23 protein-coding genes are annotated in these 24170 nt (G+C 40.8%); 6 read left to right on the top strand and 17 right to left on the bottom strand.

Translation table 11 applies throughout. The features are described 5' to 3' along the window. Positions 1 to 43: 43 nt before the first annotated feature. The 11 genes from hemB to J3455_RS16195 form a co-directional block, all read right to left on the bottom strand. Complete coding sequence (gene hemB, locus J3455_RS16245) at positions 44 to 1054, bottom strand: porphobilinogen synthase (RefSeq protein ID WP_130050243.1); 1011 nt, start codon at positions 1052 to 1054, stop codon at positions 44 to 46. Positions 1055 to 1066: 12 nt separating this feature from the next. Further along, positions 1067 to 2923, bottom strand: a complete 1857-nt coding sequence (locus tag J3455_RS16240) for a sensor domain-containing diguanylate cyclase (RefSeq protein ID WP_130050244.1) — start codon at positions 2921 to 2923, stop codon at positions 1067 to 1069. Position 2924: 1 nt separating this feature from the next. Continuing rightward, positions 2925 to 3707 carry a TatD family hydrolase gene (locus J3455_RS16235; protein WP_130050245.1) on the bottom strand — a complete coding sequence of 261 codons (783 nt, stop codon included), beginning with the start codon at positions 3705 to 3707 and terminating at the stop codon, positions 2925 to 2927. After that, positions 3707 to 4240, bottom strand: a complete 534-nt coding sequence (locus J3455_RS16230; RefSeq protein ID WP_130050246.1) for a hypothetical protein — start codon at positions 4238 to 4240, stop codon at positions 3707 to 3709. The genes J3455_RS16235 and J3455_RS16230 overlap by 1 nt, the downstream gene beginning before the upstream one ends. Before the next feature lies 1 nt (position 4241). Then, entirely contained in the window at positions 4242 to 4982 is a 741-nt protein-coding gene (gene tatC, locus J3455_RS16225) for a twin-arginine translocase subunit TatC (protein ID WP_130050247.1), read from the bottom strand. A 50-nt stretch (positions 4983 to 5032) separates the two neighbouring features. Then, positions 5033 to 5365 (bottom strand): Sec-independent protein translocase protein TatB, encoded by a 333-nt coding sequence (gene tatB, locus J3455_RS16220; RefSeq protein WP_130050248.1) that lies wholly within the window; start codon positions 5363 to 5365, stop codon positions 5033 to 5035. Between the two features lie 5 nt (positions 5366 to 5370). Further along, the gene (gene tatA, locus J3455_RS16215) at positions 5371 to 5610 is read right to left on the bottom strand and encodes a Sec-independent protein translocase subunit TatA (RefSeq protein WP_130050249.1); all 240 of its coding nucleotides are present in this window, start codon (positions 5608 to 5610) and stop codon (positions 5371 to 5373) included. A gap of 77 nt (positions 5611 to 5687) precedes the next feature. Continuing rightward, entirely contained in the window at positions 5688 to 7289 is a 1602-nt protein-coding gene (gene ubiB, locus J3455_RS16210) for a ubiquinone biosynthesis regulatory protein kinase UbiB (RefSeq protein WP_130050250.1), read from the bottom strand. 17 nt (positions 7290 to 7306) lie between these two features. Continuing rightward, the gene (locus tag J3455_RS16205) at positions 7307 to 7912 is read right to left on the bottom strand and encodes a ubiquinone biosynthesis accessory factor UbiJ (RefSeq protein WP_349562040.1); all 606 of its coding nucleotides are present in this window, start codon (positions 7910 to 7912) and stop codon (positions 7307 to 7309) included. 28 nt (positions 7913 to 7940) lie between these two features. Further along, entirely contained in the window at positions 7941 to 8696 is a 756-nt protein-coding gene (gene ubiE, locus J3455_RS16200; protein WP_130050252.1) for a bifunctional demethylmenaquinone methyltransferase/2-methoxy-6-polyprenyl-1,4-benzoquinol methylase UbiE, read from the bottom strand. Between the two features lie 121 nt (positions 8697 to 8817). Further along, a complete protein-coding gene (locus J3455_RS16195; RefSeq protein WP_349562079.1) occupies positions 8818 to 9804 on the bottom strand; it encodes a GGDEF domain-containing protein in 987 nt (328 codons plus the stop codon). 359 nt (positions 9805 to 10163) lie between these two features. On the opposite strand from J3455_RS16195, the gene J3455_RS16190 reads away from it, so the two are divergent. Further along, positions 10164 to 11942 carry a DUF885 domain-containing protein gene (locus J3455_RS16190; protein WP_349562039.1) on the top strand — a complete coding sequence of 593 codons (1779 nt, stop codon included), beginning with the start codon at positions 10164 to 10166 and terminating at the stop codon, positions 11940 to 11942. 112 nt (positions 11943 to 12054) lie between these two features. After that, a complete protein-coding gene (locus J3455_RS16185) occupies positions 12055 to 13539 on the top strand; it encodes an FMN-binding glutamate synthase family protein (protein WP_256855039.1) in 1485 nt (494 codons plus the stop codon). A gap of 57 nt (positions 13540 to 13596) precedes the next feature. On the opposite strand, the gene mtnK is transcribed toward J3455_RS16185, so the two are convergent. Further along, on the bottom strand, positions 13597 to 14814 hold the full coding sequence (gene mtnK, locus J3455_RS16180) for an S-methyl-5-thioribose kinase (RefSeq protein WP_349562038.1): 1218 nt from the start codon (positions 14812 to 14814) through the stop codon (positions 13597 to 13599). Positions 14815 to 14948: 134 nt separating this feature from the next. On the opposite strand from mtnK, the gene mtnA reads away from it, so the two are divergent. Further along, complete coding sequence (gene mtnA, locus J3455_RS16175; protein WP_349562037.1) at positions 14949 to 15977, top strand: S-methyl-5-thioribose-1-phosphate isomerase; 1029 nt, start codon at positions 14949 to 14951, stop codon at positions 15975 to 15977. A gap of 1 nt (position 15978) precedes the next feature. On the opposite strand, the gene J3455_RS16170 is transcribed toward mtnA, so the two are convergent. The 5 genes from J3455_RS16170 to J3455_RS16150 all read right to left on the bottom strand — a co-directional run bounded on the left by J3455_RS16170 (position 15979) and on the right by J3455_RS16150 (position 20434). Further along, positions 15979 to 18141, bottom strand: a complete 2163-nt coding sequence (locus J3455_RS16170) for a winged helix-turn-helix domain-containing protein (protein WP_349562036.1) — start codon at positions 18139 to 18141, stop codon at positions 15979 to 15981. Between the two features lie 98 nt (positions 18142 to 18239). Continuing rightward, entirely contained in the window at positions 18240 to 18581 is a 342-nt protein-coding gene (locus tag J3455_RS16165) for a gamma-glutamylcyclotransferase family protein (RefSeq protein ID WP_130050258.1), read from the bottom strand. Position 18582: 1 nt separating this feature from the next. Then, on the bottom strand, positions 18583 to 19125 hold the full coding sequence (locus J3455_RS16160; protein ID WP_286260096.1) for a 1,2-dihydroxy-3-keto-5-methylthiopentene dioxygenase: 543 nt from the start codon (positions 19123 to 19125) through the stop codon (positions 18583 to 18585). Further along, positions 19122 to 19808, bottom strand: coding sequence for an acireductone synthase (mtnC, locus tag J3455_RS16155; protein ID WP_294090573.1), 687 nt, complete (start codon positions 19806 to 19808; stop codon positions 19122 to 19124). The genes J3455_RS16160 and mtnC overlap by 4 nt, the downstream gene beginning before the upstream one ends. Beyond that, positions 19805 to 20434: a methylthioribulose 1-phosphate dehydratase gene (locus J3455_RS16150; RefSeq protein WP_130050261.1), complete on the bottom strand. Its 630-nt coding sequence runs from the start codon at positions 20432 to 20434 to the stop codon at positions 19805 to 19807. The genes mtnC and J3455_RS16150 overlap by 4 nt, the downstream gene beginning before the upstream one ends. A 99-nt stretch (positions 20435 to 20533) precedes the next feature. On the opposite strand from J3455_RS16150, the gene J3455_RS16145 reads away from it, so the two are divergent. The 3 genes from J3455_RS16145 to J3455_RS16135 all read left to right on the top strand — a co-directional run bounded on the left by J3455_RS16145 (position 20534) and on the right by J3455_RS16135 (position 23918). Continuing rightward, entirely contained in the window at positions 20534 to 21676 is a 1143-nt protein-coding gene (locus J3455_RS16145) for a methionine aminotransferase (protein ID WP_349562035.1), read from the top strand. Further along, positions 21664 to 22437 carry an amidohydrolase gene (locus J3455_RS16140; RefSeq protein ID WP_349562034.1) on the top strand — a complete coding sequence of 258 codons (774 nt, stop codon included), beginning with the start codon at positions 21664 to 21666 and terminating at the stop codon, positions 22435 to 22437. The genes J3455_RS16145 and J3455_RS16140 overlap by 13 nt, the downstream gene beginning before the upstream one ends. A gap of 65 nt (positions 22438 to 22502) precedes the next feature. Beyond that, entirely contained in the window at positions 22503 to 23918 is a 1416-nt protein-coding gene (locus J3455_RS16135; protein WP_349562033.1) for a mannose-1-phosphate guanylyltransferase/mannose-6-phosphate isomerase, read from the top strand. Positions 23919 to 24170 lie beyond the last annotated feature (252 nt).

Genomic DNA, 24170 nt, shown 5'->3' with positions numbered 1-24170 from the left:
TAAAATAGGAATAATTTCCAATTTTTAGAATATTTACTTTAGATTAGTTATTTTTTAACCAAACTGCTGCTTGTTTTGCAAAATAAGTTAGGATGCCATCTGCGCCAGCACGCTTAAATGCTAATAATGACTCCATGATTATTGCTTCTTCTGCAAGCCAACCGTTATCAATGGCTGCTTTATGCATGGCATATTCACCACTGACTTGGTAAGCAAATGTTGGTACACCAAATTCATCTTTTACGCGACGTACAACATCTAAATATGGCATGCCAGGTTTCACCATAACCATGTCTGCACCTTCTTGAAGGTCAAGGGCTACTTCACGAATAGCTTCATCAGAGTTGGCAGGGTCCATTTGATAGGTCTTTTTATCGGCGCCTTTCAAGTTACCTGCAGAGCCCACTGCATCACGGAACGGACCGTAGTAGCTTGAAGCGTATTTTGCAGAGTAAGCCATAATACGAGTGTGGATATGGCCTTCGGCTTCGAGTGCTTCACGAATTGCACCAATGCGTCCATCCATCATGTCTGAAGGTGCGACTATATCGGCACCTGCTTCGGCATGTGATAGCGCTTGCTTAACTAAGATTTCAGTTGTTACATCATTAATCACGTAACCATCTTCATCAATTATGCCATCTTGGCCATGTACTGTGAACGGGTCAAGTGCAACATCAGTGATCACACCAAGCTCAGGAAACGCTTCTTTTAATGCGCGAACTGTACGCTGTGCTAATGCATCAGGGTTGTAGGCTTCTTCAGCTAGTAAAGATTTTTTATCGCTAGGTGTTACGGGGAAAAGAGCAACGGCAGGTACACCTAATTCAACGAGTTCTTTTGCTTCTTCAAGTAGTAAATCAATAGAAAGGCGCTCTACGCCTGGCATAGACTCAATAGCTTCGCGGCGGTTTTTACCTTCTAAAACAAATACAGGAAAAATAAGGTCATTAACGGTCAGTTGGTTTTCAGCCATTAGGCGACGAGAGAAGCCATCACGACGCATGCGGCGCATACGTGTATAAGGGAAAAGGTCGAGTCCTGATTGGGCCATGCTTGTATACTCCTAGTTTGGTAGAGGATAACTCACTACGCGATTTCGACCTGATTGCTTGGCATGATATAAGGCTTTGTCGGCATAGTCAGTGAATAAACTTGGGTTATTAATGTCTTCAGCAATTGCGCTGTAAACACCTGCACTCAAAGTAAATTTAATCGTTGTTCCGGCAACTATTATATCAGTCTTTTCTGCTGCTTTGCGTATTTGTTCAGCAATTTCTAATGCACCTGTAAGGGGCGTATTGGGCAATAGCACTACAAATTCTTCGCCACCATAGCGTGCGACCTCATCGAGCGGTCGCTTAAGGTGCTGCTTGATGACATCGGCGGCAGCTTGAATTGTTTGATCACCTGTTAAATGGCCGTAAGTGTCATTGACGGCTTTGAAGTGATCAATATCTATCATAATTATAGCCAATGGCGTTTGTTCACGACGAGAACGGCGAATATCCATCAGCAGTTTTTTATCAAAATAGCGGCGGTTCTTGGTTTTGGTCAGCGCATCTTCCATATTGAGCTGTTCAAGCTCCCGGTTTTTTTCTTCTAGCTCGCGAAGGGTGACTTGTAACTCGAAAGTACGCTCCTCAATATTAGCCTCAAGATTTTGCCGAGCTTGCTCTTGAAGTTTTAGGCGTTCTTGCATCAGATTATCTTGTGCTTTACTTTCAGCCAGAGCTGTCTGCTGTAATGCTACTTCTGCATCACGTTGCATTATAAACAGTTTTGTAACAGCATAGCTTAGGCTTAAACTACAAATTAAAAAGAAAATAAAGATGAGTGACTGCTCATTTATATACAAGTTGTATGGATTAAAAACGGCAAATGCGCTGTGAATAATTGCTGAGCAGAACGCTAACATAGCAATAATAAATGCAATGGATGGCTGTTTATATTCGTGGTTAAACTGTTTTATAGCGATAGCAATAAAGGCAGCTAATAAAATAGGCAAGCTTAATAAGCAGAGCGAAATCGCGACATAAACAGGTAAAAACCACAATATGAAAGTAATGAAAATGACACCCCATGCGAGCCAATTTTGAATAAGGCTCAAGCGACTTTTCTCTGCACCAAAAATATGACGCTGTAAAGGTACGAATAATGCGCAGCATATAAAAAACAAGCTTGGAATCGTTAATTGTTGAAATGATGTGCCACTTGGTTGAAGGTAGCGATACCCAAAGCCATATAAGTAGGTAAGTGATAGCCATAATAACATCAGTAGAAAGCCTGTATAAGCAAAATAACTGCGTCTTGAAAAACCATAAAGTACCAAATTAGTAATCGCTAAAGATAAAATGAACCCTACTAGTAATCCGTAGAGTAAATTAAACTTACTTTTATGTTTTAGGTATTCTGAGGGCTTCCAAAGGCTTAAGGGTACTCTAAGGCCACCGTTATTTTTAACTCTCAAATAAACGATAGAATGGCTTGCTTTGGGAATTGTTAGAGATACAAGCAGTGATTCATTTTTTATTTGTCGATTTTCTAAGGGAAGAGCATCTCCAATTTTTGTGCTAAATAAAACATGGCTAGCTTGGAGGTGGAATACATCCACTTCATCAAGTAAAGGGTTATCAATTGACAAGATCAGTGGTAAGTCATGTAGTGATGTATTCTGAATCGACATTTTTAACCACAAAGGACTTAAGTTCATGCCTAAGTTAAGAGTGTTGCCATGGTTTTTTTGCCAAGGTACAGCATCACTCGTAAATGCTTGCTGTTTTGTAATAGGATCAAGCGTGTACTCAACATCAAGAGAATGCAGAGATTTAAAGTGTGGGCTAACAGTAATCGGGTTAGCCAGCAAGCAGGGAGTAAAAACAACAACGAAGAGTACGCCACACAGTGACCATAGGCGCTTCATCTTAACCCTTAGTGGTAAATAATTGCCAAAAGTTTAGTGTAGTGTGTTTTGCAACATCAGTAAATTCGCATCCTTTCAAATCAGCAATTTGCTGGCATATATAAGGAAGGTTCTGAGGCTCATTGCGGCGAGATTTCGGTCTTGGTCTGATATTTCTCGGCATCAAAAAGGGGGCATCGGTCTCAATTAACAAACGATTCAAAGGAATTGACGGTACCAAGGCCTGTAGTTGCTCACCTCTGCGCTCATCGCATACCCAGCCCGTGACACCAATATAAAGCCCCATAGCTAGGTAGTTTTGTAATGCATCTTGGTCACCAGTAAAGCAGTGCAATACACCTCGCACCTTATAGTCACTCAAAATTGCGAGCATATCTTCGCAGGCATCTCGTTCATGCAAGTACACTGGCATATCAAGCTGTTCAGCAAGCTTCAGTTGGCGTCTAAACACGCTACGCTGCACATCTCGAGGAGAAAAGTCACGATTGTAATCTAAACCACACTCACCAATGGCAACCACTTCCATGTTTTGGCTAAGAGTCATTAAGTGTTCTTCAAGGTGTTTATCTGCTGTTTTTGCATCGTGAGGATGAACTCCTGCTGTGCAATACTGATTGAACTGTTTAGCGAGTTTCAAAGAAGTTTGGCTGCTCTGAAGATCGCAGCCAATAAGCAGCATCTGTGTTACATCTGCCTCAGCGGCACGTTGTAACACAGCGTCATGAATATCATCAAATTGATGATTGCTTAAGTTGACACCAGCATCAACTAGCGAAGTGCTCATTAGTTAGTACGTTTTACACGAATCGAACGGTTTTGACCTTTAACTTTTAGGAGGAAAGAATTGAAAATACCTCGTTCAATTATGACAACATCTTGTGCTTTTAAACGTAAGCTATCAGAGCCAACTTGACGCCATTGCTGACCATTATCAAGCTCGATGATCAGTTCACCATAAGGTGCTTTTTTTACGCTTTTTACTAAGGAACTTATTTGGTCATCGTTAACTTTTGCAACTTCTTTATGCTCTAAACCAAAGTCTTCATTTTTTGTTTTTACAATTTGTTCGCTTGTTGCAGCTGCAACAGGCGCCGCGACAACAGCTGCTGTAGAGCTTGCTGCAGGTTGTTTAATTTGTTGTTTTGTTGCTGGTTTAGACAGCGATTTACCAGCCATTACGTTGTCGTAACAAAGTAAGCGATTAAAATCATTTTCAACAAAAGTACACGCTTGTAGTGCTTGTAAGTTAACTTCGTTTGCTTGAGTAGTACCAGCAATTGTTAAAAGAGCAACGAAGGGAATGAGTTGTTTTTTCATTTTATTCCTCGGATTCCTGTTGAGGCTTGGCGGTATAAAATGCAGCCAAAATTAAACCTAATTCAAATAATAACAGCATGGGTAATGCTAGTAATGTCTGTGACAGTACATCAGGAGGTGTTAAAAACATGGCAACCACAAATACACCTACCACAATATAAGGTCGTTTTTCTTTTAAACTTTTTGTTGTTGTAGCACCACTCCAGCATAACAGCATGATGGCGACGGGTATTTCAAACGCAATACCAAAAGCAAAAAACAGTTTTAAAGCAAAACTTAAATAGCTACTAATATCAGGCGCTAATGTCATCATATCAGGGCCAGCGTTAGTAAAAAACCCTAAAATGATTGGCAGCACTACAAAGTAGCAAAATGCGATACCACTATAAAATAGCAAAATACTCGAGGCCAAAATCGGCATTAGCATACGCTTTTCATGTTGATACAAGCCGGGTGCTATAAAGCTCCAAACTTGGTGCAGTATCATTGGAATAGCAGCAAATAAAGCCACAAATAGAGTGAGTTTAAACGGTGCAAAAAAGGGTGCTGTTACATCCGTTGCGATCATGGTGGCAGTGCTTGGCAAATTTGCTATAAGAGGTGCTGCAACAAAGCTATAAATATCGTTGGCAAAATAAACCAAGCCGATAAATATTAGCAAAATGCTTAACAAAGCTTTCATGAGTCGATTTCGCAACTCAATTAAGTGGCCAACAAAGCCTGTGTGAGCTTGCTCGGTCATAATTTACTATTCATCATCGTTGTTATTGACCACAAAAGCAGAGATTAAATTCACTTTTTTTCATCATTATTGTTAATTTCTGCTTTTTCAGGCGTGTCTTTCTTGTAACTGTGGGTGACTGACTGGGCAGCCTTTTGTAGTTCGTTTACAGAGTCTTGCAGATCTGGAGAGAGTTCTTGCAAATTTTGTTGCTCTGCTTTTTTTAAGTTTTCGTGAAGCTCATGGATACGGAGTTCTTCGTTCACTTCAGCTTTCACTGAGTTGGCGACTGATTTTAATGTTTTTACCCAGCGGCTCACAGTGCGAATTGCCACAGGCAAGCGCTCTGGACCTAATACAATCAGACCTACGATCAGTACGACAACAAGTTCCCACATCCCCATGTTGATTAAGCCTTATGGTCGTCTTTGCTTTTCTCTACGGTTTCTTTGCTTTGCGTGTTAGAAGATTTTTCTATCTGCTCGCTTTTTGCGTTAGTTTGGTCTTCATCAGACACTGCTTTTTTAAAGCCTTTTACAGCACTGCCTAAATCACCGCCAATGCCACGAAGTTTCTTTGTGCCAAATAACAAAACGATGATTGCTAAAATAATGATTAATTGCCAAATACTGATACCACCAAAACCCATGGGTTACTCCGTTTTTATCAAATTTTTAGAATAGACTTGTCTCGATTATACTCACCAAAACATAAATAGCACTTAGTTTATGTGCTTCGCCATGCAGCAATAAAGCCCGCTACAGCAAAGCCAGCGGTAATTGCGCTCGCAACTAAATCATGCTGTAAATAACATAAGCCTGAAACAATCAAGCAGCTACCAGCAAAGATGCTAAGTAACAAAGGTTTAGCAGATTGCGGCGCAGGCAATTGTACAGGTTGTTGTTGACGTTTTAAGTTTTGATAAATTAAATCAGGTAATTCAGGCATTTTTTCTGCCCAAAATGGCAAGTTCGCATACATTTTTTTCATTACTGCAAGCGGACCAACTTGTTCTTTGACCCAATCTTCTAGGAAAGGTTTAGCAGTTTTCCATAGATCAAGCTGCGGATACAGTTGTCTGCCAAGGCCTTCAACATACAACAGCGTCTTTTGCAGTAACACTAATTGCGGTTGAACTTGCATATTAAAGCGACGAGCCGTATTAAACAGGTTGACTAACACATGGCCAAAAGAGATTTCAGCTAATGGTTTATTAAAAATTGGCTCACACACAGTACGAATAGCAAACTCAAACTCTTCGATGCTGGTATCGGCTGGTACCCAGCCAGAATCAACGTGTAGTTGCGCTACTTGGCGATAATCACGATTGAAAAAGGCAATAAAGTTTTCTGCTAAATAGCGTTTATCTTCGCGATTAAGGGTGCCTACAATGCCACAGTCAATACCTATATATTTTGGGTTATGTGGGTTTTCACGAGAAACAAAAATATTACCCGGGTGCATATCTGCATGGAAGAAACTGTCACGGAATACTTGCGTGAAAAAGACTTCTACTCCGCGTTCGGCTAGTAGCTGCATATTGGTATTTTGCGCAAGCAATGCTTCAGTATCTGATACAGGAATTCCGTAAATACGCTCCATTACCAATACATTACTTCGACTGTAATCACTGTATACAAAAGGGATGTAAAGTGAATTTGAGTCTTCAAAGTTACGACGTAGCTGTATTGCATTCGCCCCTTCTCGCATTAAGTCGAGTTCATCCAACAAGGTTTTTTTGTACTCGTTTACGACTTCAATAGGACGTAAACGTTTAGCCTCTTTTAATAACTTTGCAACTAATCGAGCGACTTTTTGCATCAGCATTAAGTCAGCATCAATTTGCTCTTTTATATTGGGGCGTATGACTTTAATTACCACATCTTGAGCTGCGCCATGCTCATCAATTAAGGTAGCAGTATGGACTTGTGCGATCGATGCTGATGCTAAAGGTGTTTGCGAAAAGTCACTGAACAATTCACTAATATCATTAATACCCAGCGCTTTTTCGATAAGCTGCTGGGCAAGTTCACCTTCAAAAGGTTCAACCTGATCTTGAAGTAGTGCAAGCTCTAATGCGACATCATGAGGGAGTAAGTCACGGCGTGTTGAAAGCATTTGGCCAAACTTGATCCATACCGGGCCAAGTTCTTGTAGAGCAAGTCGCAAGCGCATACCTGCAGGTTTATCTTTATGTTGGTTGCGTAACCAAAATAAGCTTCCGCGTCCGAGCTTTGCAAACCAAGGCACTCTTTTACGCGGAATTAATTCGTCTAAGCCGTAGCTCAGAAGGGTTTTAGTGATGTAATAAAGACGAGCAGACGACACACAAGTTCCTTAGCGCATTAGCGTGACTGTAACAGCGCGTTAATTCGCATCTCTAATTGAGATACTTGGCTTTTTAATTGGCGATTTTGCTGTTTAAACTCAGCAAGCTCAAGAGGGTGTATGGTCACTGCTAACTCATCTTGGCAAAGTGTTGTTAAGGTATTTTCTAACTTACTCTTTGTTTGTGAACCACGACGTTTTAAGGTTTGTAAAGAGAGCCACAACTGTTGTGCTGGGGCATCGCCAATGTATCGAGAAAAGTGCTCTGGCCAGTCAATATCAAGCTCTGCAAAAGTATTGCTAAAGCCTTGTGCAAGATTTAAATCGCCTTGCAAGTCGAGCTTATCTTGGCGAATGAGTTGCGTTAGCATTGACGGATCTTTAAGCGCCAACAAGGTATTGATATCAGCGCTGATCATGCAGTCAAAATTGCGCTCTGGCGTACTGTATAAATGAATTTGCTCGTCGCTGTATACGCACAAAATTGACTGTTGCCAATCACGTATCTCAACCAACAGCTGTTTATCAGCAATTGCTGCAAGTTTGCCTTTTAACTGAGGGTCTAACTGCAGCAGTTGATTAATGATTCGTTCGACGAGTGATAACAGAGCGTTTGCTAACATCGCGTTACCTACTTAATTAATAGAGTTTTTAGTATTTAAAACCACGATGGAGGGCAACAATACCGCCAGTAAGATTTTGATAATTAGTTTGTTCAAAACCTGCATCTTCCATCATGCTTTTTAACGTTTCTTGATCTGGATGCATTCGGATAGATTCCGCAAGGTATTGATAAGACTCGCCATCATTCGCTACTAGCTCGCCCATTTTAGGTAAGATATTAAATGAATAGAAGTCATAGGCTTTGCTCAGTATTTCTTGTTCTGGTTTAGAGAATTCAAGTACTAATAAGCGACCGCCAGGCTTCAGAATACGATACATTGAGCGTAGTGCTTTATCTTTATCGGTAACGTTACGAAGACCAAATGCGATAGTGATCAAGTCAAAGCTGTTATCAGGAAATGGCAATGCTTCTGCATTCATTTGTACATATTCAATATTGCCAACACGACCAAGGTTACGAAGTTTCTCGCGGCCAACTTTCAGCATTGAAGAGTTAATATCGCCTAAGATAACCTGACCCGTTTCACCAACTAATTGACTAAATTTAGCGGTTAAATCACCAGTACCGCCCGCAAGGTCTAATACATAGTGACCTTTACGAACACCTGAACTTGCAATAGTTTGGCGTTTCCATAAACGATGAATACCGAACGACATAAGATCATTCATTACGTCATACTTTGCAGCGACTGAGTGGAATACATCTGCAACCATTGATGCTTTGTCGTTTTCAGCAACGGTTTTATAGCCAAAATGCGTGGTCTTTTCTTGATTCTCGTTCATGATTAATCTCTATCGTGGCAATAAAGACTAGTGTACTTGATTGTGGCTGTGGGGTGCAATTTGATTATAACTAAATCATCAGATTAGCGTGGCTTTTCATGACTTAGCGCAGTGTTAAACTTTATTGACCGGCAATAAAACTACTTTGTCCAAGCGACTTGGCTTTAGCAGCTGCTAAAGAAGCTTTACGGGCTAAACTATTAAAGTCACCATCGCCTTCATGCTTGGCGATACCAAGGGCTAGGGTGATAGCAGGTAGTTTGGTGCCATTTTTTGAGCTTACAAAGCGTAGCTTTTCGACGCCATTTCGTACTTTTTCAGCTATTAAGTTGGCAGTTTCAGGCTCTATGTCAGCAAGTAAGATGGTAAATTCATCCTTACTTGTGCGCCCTGGCAAACCACTTTCTTGTACGTATTTTTGCACTTGCTTCGCGACTTTACTTAAAATGACTTCACCAATTACATCACCATAGTTTTCAATAAAATGATTTAAGTTTTCTATGTGAATAGAGATAGCACAAACCGCTTTATTTTGGCCGACCCAGAGTTGGGTTTGTTGATTTAAGTAATGGCGCTTGTATAAGCCAGTTTGTTGGTCGGTAATGTGTTGCTTGCGTAATTGAGTGAGCTGTTTTTGGGTTTTTTCTTGTATTGATTTGGCTTTTGCTATTTCTTGCTTAAATTGGCGATGCTGGTTGAGCAGTACTTCAGATTGCTTACTGAGCATTTTTAATGCGTGACGCGTTTGTTCAATATTGTTTTCATCGATTGAATGCACACAGTCACTAACTTGATCAGCAAAGCGCACAATATTTTGCTCGTTATTGCTAGCATTACGCGAAAGGGTGTTAATGACTGAGTCAACGTTGCGAACAATGGCGGTTTTCATTTTATGACCTTGTTCTATAAAATCGAAATACAGCTGTTCTACATAGACACAATCAATGGCTTTTCTTTGTGCAATGGCGCGGTCAATTGTGGCATTAAGTTTGGGGTTAGATTGGCTGACGTAGGTGTAAACAACTTGGTAGTTAAGTGGTGACGGCGGTAATGCATGGTGTTCTAAAAAGATACATACCTTTGTCATTTTTTCTTGAGCAATAGCCATGGGATCATGGAACATCATTTTTCAATACCACTAAATACGCATATCAACCAATTAATCATCTCTTCCGTAAAGTGTATTTGCTTCCAAGCATAAATACTGAGTCTACAGTAATCTGTAATCAGCCTATTTAAAAGCAAAATAGCTAATTTTGGAACTTAAATTTGTTCTGTTTGTGTCTATTAGCTGATTTTCTCAACAACTTTAACAAGTGTAATTAAAAATTGCTTAAAGCTTGCACATTGATGCTTCCCCAGTGATGCTAATTTGAGCGCATTTAAACTGAGCTTGGTCGCATTTGCTTGGGTTTTAGTCAGTGCTGCGCTACTTTAGCAATACTGATTAAAACTAAAAAGAATGCTATGAAACAAACACTGTCGCGAACTTTAAACCGTTCTGTTATTGCGGTTGCTTTAGCTTGTACTTTAAGCGCTTGCCAGGTAACAAATATTGATGCTGATCAGCAATTTACTCAAGTAGCCGAAAATATTGTTAATTACCGTCAAAGTATCAGTCCATATGGTAAAGAAAATGGCGTAGATGGTTATTTATTAGAAAACCTATCAGCAGAGTTTCTAGAGCAAAAATATAAGAAAAATACAGCGTTACTCGCCGATTTAGATGCTATAGACCGTGATAAATTATCTGAAGAAAACCGCATCAACCTAACTATTTTACGTGGTCAAGTGCAAAATAGTGTCGATGAATATGTGTTTAACACGCATTATATGCCACTAACGTCTGAGTATGGGTTTCATTCTGGCTTATCATTTATGATTTCAAGCTCTGACTACACAAAAGAACAAGATTACCAACTATATCTTGCTAAATTACAGCAAATTCCTCGCTATTTTTCGCAAAATATTGGTTGGATGCGCAAGGGTCTTGAGGTGGGGCTGACTCAACCTAAGGCTGTTTTAGAGGGGTATCAAGACTCAATTACTGCGTATATTGTTGATGATGCAACAGAGTCTGAATTCTACAAACCATTTTTAAAAAATACCGCAGGTATTAGTGACAGCGAATTTGCAGCATTGCAAAAGCAAGCGCAAACTATCATTAAAGAGCAGGTTATTCCGGCTTATCAAGGTTACTTAACTTTCTTTAATAATGAATATCAGCCAGGTGCACGAACAGACATTGGTATTTCTAGTACGCCAAACGGTAAAGCGTTTTACGAAAACCGTGCTAAATACTATACCACCACAGATATGACGCCAAAAGAAATCCACGAGCTGGGTTTACAAGAAGTGGCACGGATTCGTGCCGAAATGGAAAAAATTATTAAGAAAGTAGGTTTTGAAGGCTCATTTGCTGATTTTGTCCACTTTTTACGTACTGATCCGCAATTTTACGCAAAAACACCAAAAGAACTGCTAAAAGAAGCCTCTTACATCGCTAAGAAAATGGATGCTCAATTACCTAAGTTATTCCACACCTTACCAAGAATGCCTTATGGTGTTGCGCCAGTGCCAGCGAGTATTGCGCCTAAATATACAACTGGCCGTTACTCAGGTTCTCGTCGCGATGACCAAGCGGGTTATTATTGGGTTAATACCTATGCGTTAGACAAGCGTCCATTGTATGTTCTTGAAGCATTAACTTTGCACGAAGCTGTTCCGGGGCACCACTTGCAAATCTCACTTAATGCGGAGCTTGAGTCACTGCCAAGTTATCGCCGTAATGCTTATTTATCGGCATTTGGTGAGGGTTGGGGCTTATATTCAGAGTTTTTAGGTATCGAAGCGGGTTTTTATCAAGACCCATACAGTGACTTTGGTCGTTTGACCTATGAAATGTGGCGTGCAGCTCGTTTAGTGGTTGATACAGGTATGCATATGTATGGCTGGAGCCGCGAGCGTGCGATGAGGTTTATGAGCGAAAATACCGCGCTTTCATTGCATAATGTGAAGACCGAAACCGACCGTTATATTTCATGGCCTGCACAAGCATTGTCATACAAAATTGGTGAGTTAACAATTAAACGTTTACGCCACGAAGCTGAGCAAGCGCTTGGTCAAGATTTCGATATTCGCGAATTTCATCATCAAATATTACGTCATGGCTCAGTGCCAATGTCAGTACTTGAAGAGCAAATTCAACTTTATATTAAAGCTGAGTTAGCCAAACGAGCAGCATAGCGGCATAAAAGAAACGAAAAGGCGTGATTTAAATCACGCCTTTTTTGTTTATTGCACCTAATATAAACAACTTATATGATTTGATAGATGTCATTTCACAAAGGGGCCTTGGATGAGTGATTTTATAATTTTTAGTATCGATGTATTTGCCAGTTTATTTATTTTTGCATTAGGCATCGTTTTGCTAGTGATTGTGTGTTTTTACATTAGTGATGTAACGCAATCTAAACATGCTATTCGCCGTAACTACCCTGTGATTGGCCGCTTTCGTTACTTTTTTGAACGCCAGGGGGAATTTTTCCGTCAGTACTTCTTTGCTATGGATAGAGAAGAATTACCCTTTAACCGTGCAGAGCGGAGTTGGGTGTATCGTGCTGCGAAGAATGTTGACCGTACGACGGCCTTTGGTTCAACTCAGAGTCTTGAAGCGACAGGAACCGTAATGTTTATGAATTGCGCGTTTCCTACCTTAGATGAAGAGGCGCTCGATCCTAGTGAAGTCACTTTAGGACCTTATTGTCCTAAACCCTATACCACAAATGCATTATTTAATATTTCAGGCATGAGCTTTGGTGCTCTATCTAAGCCGGCTGTTCGAGCACTATCTCGAGGTGCTAAATTAGCTGGCTGTTGGATGAACACAGGTGAAGGCGGGCTAAGCTCTTATCATCTTGAAGGTGGTGCTGATATCGTGTTTCAGATTGGTACAGCCAAATATGGTGTGCGTGATGAGCAAGGTAAGTTAAGTGTAGAAAAGCTTAAAGCGATTGCAGAACATGAACAAGTTAAGATGTTTGAAATTAAAATGAGTCAAGGCGCAAAACCCGGTAAGGGAGGTATGTTGCCGGGACGTAAAGTGACTGCAGAAATCGCAAAAATTCGGGGGATTCCTGAAGGGCAAGACTCAATTAGTCCAAATGGTCATCCTGAGATTAAATCACCAGCTGACCTACTTGATATGGTCGCCATGGTGCGCAATACCACGGGCAAACCCACAGGTTTCAAAGCGGTGATTGGCGAGTATACCTGGCTGGAAACCTTGTTTAGTGAAATTAATAACCGTGGCATTGAATCAGCCCCAGATTTTATCACAATAGATAGTGCCGATGGTGGTACGGGCGCTGCCCCTCAGCCTTTGATGGATTCTGTGGGGTTGCCCCTGCGAGAAAGCTTACCTTTGGTTGTTGATTTATTGAAGAAACATGGGCTTAGAGAGCGAGTGAAAGTGATTGCCTCGGGTAAGTTGATTGTACCATCTAAAGTTGCTTGGGCATTGGCATTGGGCGCTGACTTTATTGTTTCAGCTCGTGGTCACATGTTTTCGCTTGGTTGTATTCAAGCATTGCAATGTAATAAAGATACCTGCCCAACCGGCATTACTACGCATAATGAACGCTTACAACGAGGCTTGGATGTAACAGATAAAGCCCAGCGTGTTGCTAACTATAATAAGTACATTCATTACGGCGCAGGGCTTATAGCCCATTCGTGTGGCGTATCAAGTGCCAGAGAGCTGGCTCGTCAGCATGTGCGGGTGGTACAAGAAAATGGCTTATCAGAACCGCTCGATAAAATGTATGAGCACTACAATAAATAATCTAGTTGGGTTGAATAATTAAAAGGCGCATTGAGCGCCTTTTTAAATTTTTGACTATTAGTTTAATAAACTGATTAACAAAGAAAAGAACTCGTCTTTATTATTACAGCTTGTGGCATTGAGCATCAGTTGCTCGCCGAGTACAAGTGTTTGCTGTTGTACAGCTAAACGAGCCTCTCCATCTTCAATACCATCGATATCAGCAACATGAGCTAAACCAATAGTACGGCGAATAAGTTCTGCGCCACAGTAGCCAATCGCATCTCGCAGTACTTGTTGTAAGTAATCTTCGCTAAAAGCCCGGTTTGCAAAGCTAATATCAGTTGCTTCGTTACTTGCAAGGTTTAGCCAATGTTGTTCAAATTGGCTATAACAGTCTTGTAAGCAAGTTAATAAATGGGTTTGGTATTGGCGGCGCTTTGCTTGCTCAGCGATACGCGCGTTTTGGGCGCAGTAATTTAGTAACAAATTACCCATAAATGAGCCGATATCAAAACCAACAGGACCAAAAAAGCCGAACTCTGGATCGATCATTTTGGTGGTATTGCTATCAACAAAAATACTGCCGCTATGCATATCACCATGTAATAAAGTTTGTGGGCAAGATAAGAATTTAGCTTTTAATTTTGCTGCTGCTAGTTTTAAAGCATCATTATTACGAATACTTTCGACGTGCTCATTAAGCTCAGCTGGGAAATTATTGCGCTCATGCTCAATGTACGGATCAGTAAAGAATAAGTCTTCTGTGATCTTACATAAATCAGGATTAATAAATTGACTGACTTTGGCTTTTTTATCTTCAGCAGATAAGTAAAAGTCTGAGTTATAAAAGCCTGTTCGGCTTAAATAGAGCGCAACATGACTTGCCAATAATGGAAATTGCTCTGCGTTGATTTGTGCGCCACGTAAAATTTGTAACTCACCTAAATCTTCTAATACAGTTAAAGCCAGTTCTACATTATGATGCAATATCGCCACGGTATGCTCTGGACATAACTGACCATGATTAATCAATACTTCGGCTTCAATGCGTGCGCGGTCCAAAGATAACGGCCATGACTCACCTACACAACGGGCGTAAGGAAGTGCTTGTTTTAAAATTACACTATTGTTGTGCTGATCAGCAACACGAAAAACTAAGTTTAAGTTTCCGTCGCCAAATTCGTATGCACTAAGCTTTGCATCATTAGTGAATACTGAAATTAGCTTACTTTCAATAAGTTCTTTAATGTAATCAACAGCATGCTCTGCAGTGAAGGCAGTATATTTAGCCATGGCTTAATCTCGTAATACAATTAACTTTAAGCATTCTATACCTGTAACCGTTTAGATGTCCATACATCTAACTTGTTAGTTCTCAAAACTGATGTAAAATAACGACTCATCTAAATTAGTTATCTGGATTTTGTATGCAAGATCTCATCGCGAGCAGTATTAAATATCAGCAAGGTACGCTAACCGTGCTTGATCAGTATTTGTTGCCACATCAACAGCATTGGCATGTATGTAACGATGTTGAAACGATGAAAGATTTGATTCTGACTTTGAAAATCCGGGGCGCACCTTTAATCGGCTTAGGTGCTAGCTTATTGGTTGCACATTTAGCTGAGCAGGGCATGAGTCAATCAGCACTTTCTACTGCCATTGATGAACTTGAAGCAACACGCCCCACAGCAGTAAACCTTATGCACTGTATGGCCAAGTTACGTGAAGCGCTAACAGAGACTGATTTTGTTGCTGCTGTTGTCTCTACAGCTGAGCAGTTATTTAAAGAAGATATTGCCCTTTGCGATAGTATGGCTGAACGTGGTGCTGCCTTGGTTGATAAAGGCGACAACATTTTAACCCATTGTAATACAGGTGCGTTAGCGACTGCGGGTGTTGGCACTGCATTAGGGGTGATTTATAAAGCGCAGCAACGCTATGGTGATATTCATGTTTGGGTTGATGAAACACGACCGTTACTGCAAGGCGGTCGTTTAACTGCTTTTGAGCTCGAGCGTTGGCAAATTCCTTACACCTTGATTTGCGATAACATGGCGGCCAGTTTAATGGCTGCGGGCAAAGTCGATAAGATATTTGTGGGCGCAGATCGTATTGCTGCAAACGGAGATTTTGCCAATAAGGTAGGCACTTATAACCTCGCTGTGTTAGCGCATTTCCATAACATTCCATTTTATGTTGTAGCGCCACTCACGACACTTGATACGCAAACGATATGTGGTAATGACATTGAAATTGAGCAGCGCAGTGTAAATGAAGTGCGCGGTGTTAGTGGTAGTTTTGGTGAAGCAATGTGGGCACCGACTAATGCACAGGTTTATAACCCAGCCTTTGATGTAACACCGGCTAACTTAGTCACGGGGTGGGTGCTCGATACCGGCGTTTATAACCAATCCGATATCGAGCAAGGTATTCTAAAGCAGTTAAAAGAGTAAATTATTCTGCACTTTTTTCTGTATAGAGCTCAATACTATTTTGACTATTTGCAGTTATGAATGAAATTGCGAGCTTGTCATTATTTGCATTGATATGGGAAATAAAGTGCAAACGCTGCATTTGCAGAGCTAATTCGACATCCTGCAGGTTTGCTAATTTAATGCTATATACTTCAGTTTCCGTGGCGATATACAAGCTGTGTTGGTTGCTTGCCATAGAGATAATTGAAGGCTTCAGCTCGATTAGTTTATCTGGGGTCGTCAGTTCACTATAGGTATTGCTGTCACTATCTAAAAGCAGATATTTACCGTACTTAGAATGTACGATTAGTTGAGTATCGTCATACCAAGCAATTGCCAATGGGGTGTCTATGGTGCTTTTGACAATTTGATCGCTGTTGGTGTGTAAAATCATTATTTGGTTTTGCTGACTGCTAAGCTCAGTATAAATTACTGCAATTTTATTACCTCTGACCGCTGCCAGTTTGCTGTTCCCAGGTAATGTCCAGTGCTTAATTTCTGAAAAGTCATGGGCATTTAGTAAGCTGAGTTGCTGATTGGCTTTATTAAAACTAACAAGCTTACTGCTATCGCTATTTGCAGTAATAACGGTAGTAGCTTCGCCAAGTTTGTCGGTTATATTGATATATTGGTTGTCTTTTCTCAGCCAGTGTTGGCGTTTATAGTACTCAAAATCAGCGAAGTAGACATCATTATTAGTCAATGCGACCAAGTCATCCTCATGCTTATTGACCGTCGCTATATAGCTCATTTGTTTTGATTTTAAGTCAAAAATAGCGGCATCACTGTCGTGTATATCTGTGCTAATTAGCACGCTATGTTTATTAAGAGGGTAAGCGTAATTAGCTCGTTTTACAGGGGCTTTAATAGGTTGCCCGCGGCTCATGGTATCAAACGAAAATGATTCAATCGTCAATTTGCCGCGGTTATACCAAACAAGAGAGTTAGTTTGCTGATCATAAGTTGCAGCCCAAGCTCGGTAATCGTTCGTCGTTAAAAGTTTTAGTGAACTGCCGTCTAAATTAGCCATATAGATTTCTGCTTGACTCACATTGTGGCGCTCGAAAATGATACGACTAGGGTTTTGAAGGGTTGTTAATAGAAAGTCGCCGGTCCCAGTAATATTTGGTGAGGTAATACGAATTTCTTCACCCGTTTTTAAGTCTTGTGCATAAAGGGCATACAGGTGAGTTAAGCCGCGGTAATTATTACGCCTTGTTATTGCCACATTGCCGACTTCAATGTACTCGCTTGGGGTTTGGTTTAGTAAAGGTTGATTAGTTCGTGGCTTTATTACGGCTTCATTAGATAACAGGTTACTTGCTTGCCAAGTGATACAATTGTTGTAATCACCACCCTCACATGAACCATAAAATAGACGTTCCCCATCTTCAGACCACCCCTGTAAAAATAGCTCCCCTGATGCGATTTGATACTCTTTTTTAGTCGCTAAGTCGACAACAAAAAGATGCTTATTATCATTTTGCAGCACATAGGCAAGTTTCGTTTTGCTTTGGTTTAGTAATAACTGATAGTGTGTGCCTTTATGCCATGAAATAGTTTCTGCTTGCAGGTCTAAATGAGGTACTTCGCTTTGCTCTTCAGTAGTGGCTTTAGGCTGTTGTAAGAACAACCAAATAGCAGCAAGCAATAAACTCAATACTAAGGCTGCAAAAGGCCACGGCCAGCGTGAAGTATGATCTTTTTGTGGACTAATGTTGGCTGTATTAACTTGAGTCTCAGCGTCTTTATCTACTGTTATTACATTTTCTGTTTTTAGCTGTTCTGTACTCACAGCGTGATCAAGAGACTTAACTTCAATAAATAAACTGTAACCTTTGCGGTAATGGGTTTTAATGGTTTGCCCAGGTTGCTTTTCTGACTTGAGTACTTTTCTTAGCTCTGAGATTGCACGGTTGATGGCATTGTCATCAACAAAGCTTTGTTGCCAAATGTTCTCAACTAATTCTTGGCGAGTAATAATGCGATCATTATGGGTAATGAAAAAGCATAATAGTTTATAAAGTAAAGGTTCTAGTTCGCGCGTATGAGTGCCATCGCTGATGGTTTGCTGCTGTGTGTTAAATTGCCACTCACCCACATAAATAACAGTATCGCGTAAGGGTGAAAATGCCGACCCCATGTTTAGTCCTTTAACTAATAATTAGTAATGATCTTGATGAGGGAGAATAATAACAGCTTTTGTTCTGTATTTGGGTTTTTTTGTTTTAATTTTGTAAATTAAAGGCTCTTTTTGGCAACATATAACCAAGCTTGGTTGCTACACTGAAATGTTTCTTCAATGCGCTGATAATCGTCAACTTCGTAAGCATCTGCCTGAGCAAGCTCTTGTTCAGTGATTAAATAAATTGTGCCATTAACCGTATCACTTTGTTTGCCCGTTTTGATTAAAGCGGGGTGAAAACGCTGGCCACTACTTTTAAGAACTGCTTCGTCGGTGATCTCGACCTCGCCAATGATATACCCTGATAATGTCGCAGGAATACCTTCGAGCAAGCGCCCGAAGGTATCCAATTGAACTTGTCGGTACTGCAAGGTACCGTACGAAAATAGCTTTTCCATGTTAATCCAGCAGTGGGAAGTTGGTCGCAATGGTTGACTCAGTGCTTTTAGCGACCCAACCTTCGGTATTATTGAATAAGCGAATTGCTGTGAATTCAGGGTCGCTGCCCATATCAAACCAATGTGGTGTGAGTTCTGGTACTGAAATTAAGTCCCCTTGTTGGCAAAGCACTTGATACACCTTATCGCCTAAGTGTAAGCAAAATAAACCTTGGCCTTTTACAAAGAAACGTACTTCATCTTCGCTATGAGTATGTTCAAACAAAAATTTGCTGCGTAACTCGCTGGCATTGGGGTTACCTTTGGCAAGTGAAATAACATCGACTGTTTGATAACCACCCTCTGCTTTAAGACGCTCTATATCGTTAGCATAGGCACTTAAAATAGCGTCATGACTGGTATCCTGATCAATCTTTGCAGTTGCTTGCCACTGCTCAAAGCGAACGCCAACTGCATTAAGCTCTCTAGCAATAGCGCTTAAATCTTCACTATGAAACAGTATGTTATCTGCGTTTGTATCATTAAAAATAGTTAATTGACTCATACTAAAAGCTCCGCGCTGAATGCTGTGAAATCGTTAATATATGGGTGGATATCACTTGCTTCTTGGCCATCTCGAATAAGGTGAAGCGTTCGCAGACCTGCCGCTTTTGCAGCATCAAGCTCTGCTACCACATCGCTTAAAAATAGCACCTCTTCAGCGTCAAAAGGCAGTTCAGCAATAATATTCTCATAAGAGCTTTGTTGTTGTTTTGCACCGACTTTAGTGTCGAAGTAATCACTGAACAAAGGTCTCACATCACCATAATCAGAGAACTCAAAAATCAGGTGCTGGGCTTTCACAGAGCCTGATGAGTAGACATATAAACTTTTGCCAGCCTGTTTTTGGGCTTGTAAAAAGTCATAAGCATCTGGGTAAAGGTGGCCAGTAAAATCGCCATTTTCGTAGCCTGTTTGCCAAATTAAGCCTTGTAATTGCTTGAGTGGGGTAATTTTTTGATCTGTTTCAATCCAATGAATTAAATGCTTAATTACCGTCTCGATATCGGCATCAGGTTGTTCTATATGTGCTTTAACAGCCTCAATTTGGGCTGCTACTTCTGGGTCTGTTTGATGTGACTTTACAAACTCAGGTAACTGCCCAGCCGCGTATGGAAATAATACGTCCTTAACAAATGAGATTCGGGTAATCGTGCCTTCAATATCGGTTAAAATCGCTTTGATCATGGCTGAACTCCGGCTTGAATACCTTCTAGTTTTAAGCGCTCAAGTTCACAGCTAAATAGGAACTCTAAGCCTTCTAAATGACGAAGTACTTCTTTGATATTTCGACCTACTACATATAAACCATGGCCACGAATCAATACAGCATGCTCAATAGGGGTGTGAAGGTGATGATCACTAACAAGTAAGCTTAAACGGTCGATGTCTTGGTCATTATCAAAAATTGGAATACTTAGCGTATCTAAATGCGATTTAACACCACTTAGAGACTTTTGCATTTCGTAGCCATTTAAGTTGATAGTATGGCCCTTAATAACACGAGATAGCACGGTTGCTGCGACAGAATGAGTGTGCAAAACAAATTTAGCAGATGGGATTAGCTTATACATATTTAGATGTAGCTCAGTTTCTGCTGATGGATTACCAGAGCCTTTGGTGCGATTGCCTTCATGATCAAATTCGATAAATGCATGAGTGCCGAGTTGACCTTTATCGAAGCCACTTGCCGTGACAACATAACCGCTTGCAGTGCGGGCTGAAAAGTTACCACCAGTAGCAGGGACCCAGCCACGTTGGCTTACCCATTTACCAGCTTCAATTAGTTCTGAAATAGCGGTATTGTTATGCATATATTCCTCGACATTCTAAAAGTTATTTAGACGGCTATACATCTGTTTTAAGCAATGATAGCATCGCTTTGGGCGCAAAACCATCTTTAAGGAACCTCTGTGTTTGAAAGTAAATTGCCGAATTTAGGCACTAGTATTTTTAGTCAAATGACAGCTCTGGCAAATCAGTACCAAGCTATTAATCTATCTCAGGGTTTTCCTGAGTTTGATGCACCTGATTTGTTAAAAAAACAACTCAATCACTATGTACTTGAAGGGGTTAATCAATATGCGCCTTCAAGTGGGGTTACAAAGCTACAACAGCAAATAGCTGCTCTGATTGCTAGAAAATACCATAACAACATAAACTACGAGCAACAAGTCACTGTCACTTCAGGGGCAACAGAAGCATTATTTGTAGCAATTCAAGCGCTTGTTAAAGAGGGTGATGAAGTTGTGGTGTTTGACCCCGCTTATGACTCGTACCAACCAGCAATTGAACTTGCTGGCGGTCGCTCAGTTCACGTTGCCTTGCGTGCGCCAGACTACAAAATCGATTGGCAAGCCGTATCCGATGTCATTACAGAAAAAACACGTGTCATCATCATCAACACGCCACATAACCCAAGCGGTAAAATCTTTAAAACAGAAGATATTAATGCCCTTAAAGCGCTTGTTACTAAGCATGATTTATATGTAATTAGCGATGAAGTGTATGAGCACATTACCTTTGATGGCGCTTTGCATTTAAGCGCGCTGACCGACCCTCAGTTATTTGCACGCAGTTTTGTGATCTCAAGCTTTGGTAAAACTTTTCATAGCACTGGTTGGAAGATGGGTTATTGTGTTGCACCTGCCCAGTTAATGGTAGAGTTTCGTAAAATTCACCAATATGTGACCTTTTCAAGCTTTACGCCTGCCCAGCATGCACTAGCCGATATGCTCGAGTTAGAGCCAGAACATGTTGATGAACTAAGTTGTTTTTACCAACAAAAACGCGACTTGCTCAGTGAAGCGTTAGCGCAAAGCCGCTTTAAAATTTTACCAAGTGAAGGTACCTACTTTTTACTACTTGATTATAGTGAGGTGTCTGATCTTGATGATGTTGAGTTTTGCCAATGGCTGGTTGAGCAAGCGGGTGTTGCAGCTGTACCACTCAGTGTGTTTTATAACAGTGCTAGCAGCGATAAAGTGATTCGTTTATGTTTTGCTAAAAATGATGACACATTAAAACGTGCCGCGGAGATTTTATGTCAACTTTAACCTTAGCTTTAGTGCAGTCTTCACTACATTGGCTTGATAAAAGCGCTAACCTTGCGCACTTTACAGAGCAGCTTAACAGTTTTAGCGAGCAGGTTGATTTAATTGTCTTGCCAGAAACATTTGCCACTGGTTTTGCGATTAATCTAGATTGCAGTGAGCCTGAGCAAGGCGAGGTACTTCGTTGGTTAAAAGCCACAGCTAAGCAAAAGAATGCTGTAGTTGCTGGCTCTGTGTTAGTCGCACAAGACGAGAAAAAGGCCAATCGCTTTTATTGGGTTTGGCCAAATGGCGAAGTAAAGTATTACGACAAACGTCATTTATTTTGCTTAGGTAACGAAGGCAATTTTGTTGTAGCGGGTAAGCAGCGTGAGATATTTACGATTAATGACTTTCGCATTTTACCGCAAGTGTGTTACGACTTACGCTTTCCTGTATTTCAGCGTAATTGCAACGACTACGATGTGATGATCAACGTAGCGAATTGGCCAGCAGCTCGTCGCCATGTCTGGGATACTCTTCTAAAAGCACGCGCAATGGAAAACCTTTGTTATGTCGTGGGTGTGAATCGCATTGGTGCTGATGGTAATAATGTTGCCCACAGTGGTGGTACTGCCGTTTATGATTTTAAAGGCGACACCTTGGCGAAGCTTGAAGATGACCAATCGGGCATCATTATTCAGCGCTTAGAAAAATCACCGCTTGATGACTTTCGAAGAGCGTTTCCTGCTCACTTAGATGCTGATCAATTTCAGTTACTGTAATTGCTCGAAGCCGCATACTCAAAAATTTGTTAAACTCATGGTTGGATTATTTACTATAAGCAATCATGAGTCGCAAAATCACCCCCGTTATTCTTGCTGGTGGCATAGGTTCTCGTTTATGGCCTTTGTCGCGTAAAGCGATGCCTAAGCAGTTTTTATCTTTACTTAGCGAAAAATCACTGTTACAGAGCACGCTTTTACGAGTGGCTGACTCACGATTTAATGCGGCAATTTTAGTGTGCAATGAAGAGCATCGCTTTATCGCTAAAGCGCAAGTTGCAGAAATCACAGATAGCTATACTTTATTGCTTGAACCTGAAGGTAAAAATACCGCGCCAGCGATTGCCTTGGCCGCTGAATTTGCATTGCAAAATGGTCTAACCGATCCCTTACTAGTCATGCCTGCTGATCACCATATCAGTGATTTTGATAAGCTTATTGCCTGCTTAGATAATGCGATAGCGCTTTGTCAGCAACAACAATTAGTAACCTTTGCTATTACTCCCACTGAGCCACATACCGGCTATGGTTATATTCGCCAAGGCGAGCCATTAGCCCATGAAGGTTGTTTTAAGGTGGCTGAATTCAAAGAAAAACCAGCCCTGCAATTAGCTAAAAAATACCTTGCCAGTGGTGAGTATGGCTGGAATAGCGGCATGTTCTTATTTTTGCCAGAAGTGTATTTAAACGAGCTTAATCGCTTTGCGCCAAAGATTGCACAAAGTGTCGCAAAAGCGGCTAGCTTTACTGAAGACTTAGGGTTTCAAAGGCCTGTTGCGGATGCGCTAACAGCATGTCCAAGTGATTCTATTGATTATGCTATTTTGGAGCGTAGTGCTAACGTTGCAGTTATTCCTGTTGATTTAACTTGGAGTGATGTTGGCAGCTTTTCAGCATTATCGAGAATCGCTGAAAAAGACCATCATGGTAACTATCTGGGCTCGCAAGGAGTGAGTTTAGATAGTGAAAATAATCTACTTATAAGTGAAGCTGATCACACCATTGCGGCGCTCGGCGTCAGTAATAAAGCAATTATACATACTCATGATGCCACCTTAGTGGCAGACAAAAGCTCGCTCGATAAGCTTCCTGATTTACTTAAACAGCTTGCTGTAGTTGATAGTGATAAATTGACTCACCATCAAGCCGTATTTAGACCTTGGGGAAACTATCGAACTTTAATTGAAAGTACTGGTTTTAAGGTAAAGAAAATAATCGTCAACAGTGGCGCAAAGCTCTCAACTCAACGCCATCAGCATCGTGCAGAGCATTGGGTTGTAGTATCTGGTGTCGCAAGTGTACGAGTTGGCGATGAAGAATTTGAATTAACAGCCGATCAATCTTGTTATATTGCCGCTAAGCAATTGCATAGTCTTGCTAATCAACAAAGCACGCCACTGATCGTTATTGAAGTGCAAACTGGTGCAATACTTGATGAATGCGATATCGAGCGATTTGATGACAGGTATGGGAGAGGCTAGCTGAAAGCTATAAGTTTTAAGCAGATCGAGAGAATTGCTTTTTGATAGAGATAGCTTGGCTATCGTGAATTGGAGTATATCTTTTTACCGCATATGTTTTACCTTCAGCTTGGCCTGCATCTCAAATTTTCAATAATGATGATGGTCTATCGCAAAGTGTCATTTTTGATATTCTGCAAGTTCTTCAAGGCCTCATGTGGTTTTAATCACAGGCAGGTTTAAACCGTTTGATGGTTATGAGTTTACTGTATC

The sequence above is a fragment of the Pseudoalteromonas sp. NFXS39 genome (assembly GCF_040148775.1).
GTDB classification, from domain to species: Bacteria; Pseudomonadota; Gammaproteobacteria; order Enterobacterales; family Alteromonadaceae; genus Pseudoalteromonas; species Pseudoalteromonas apostichopi.
The sequence above is the reverse complement of the archived record's forward strand: the minus strand, read 5'-3'. Positions and strand labels throughout refer to the sequence as shown.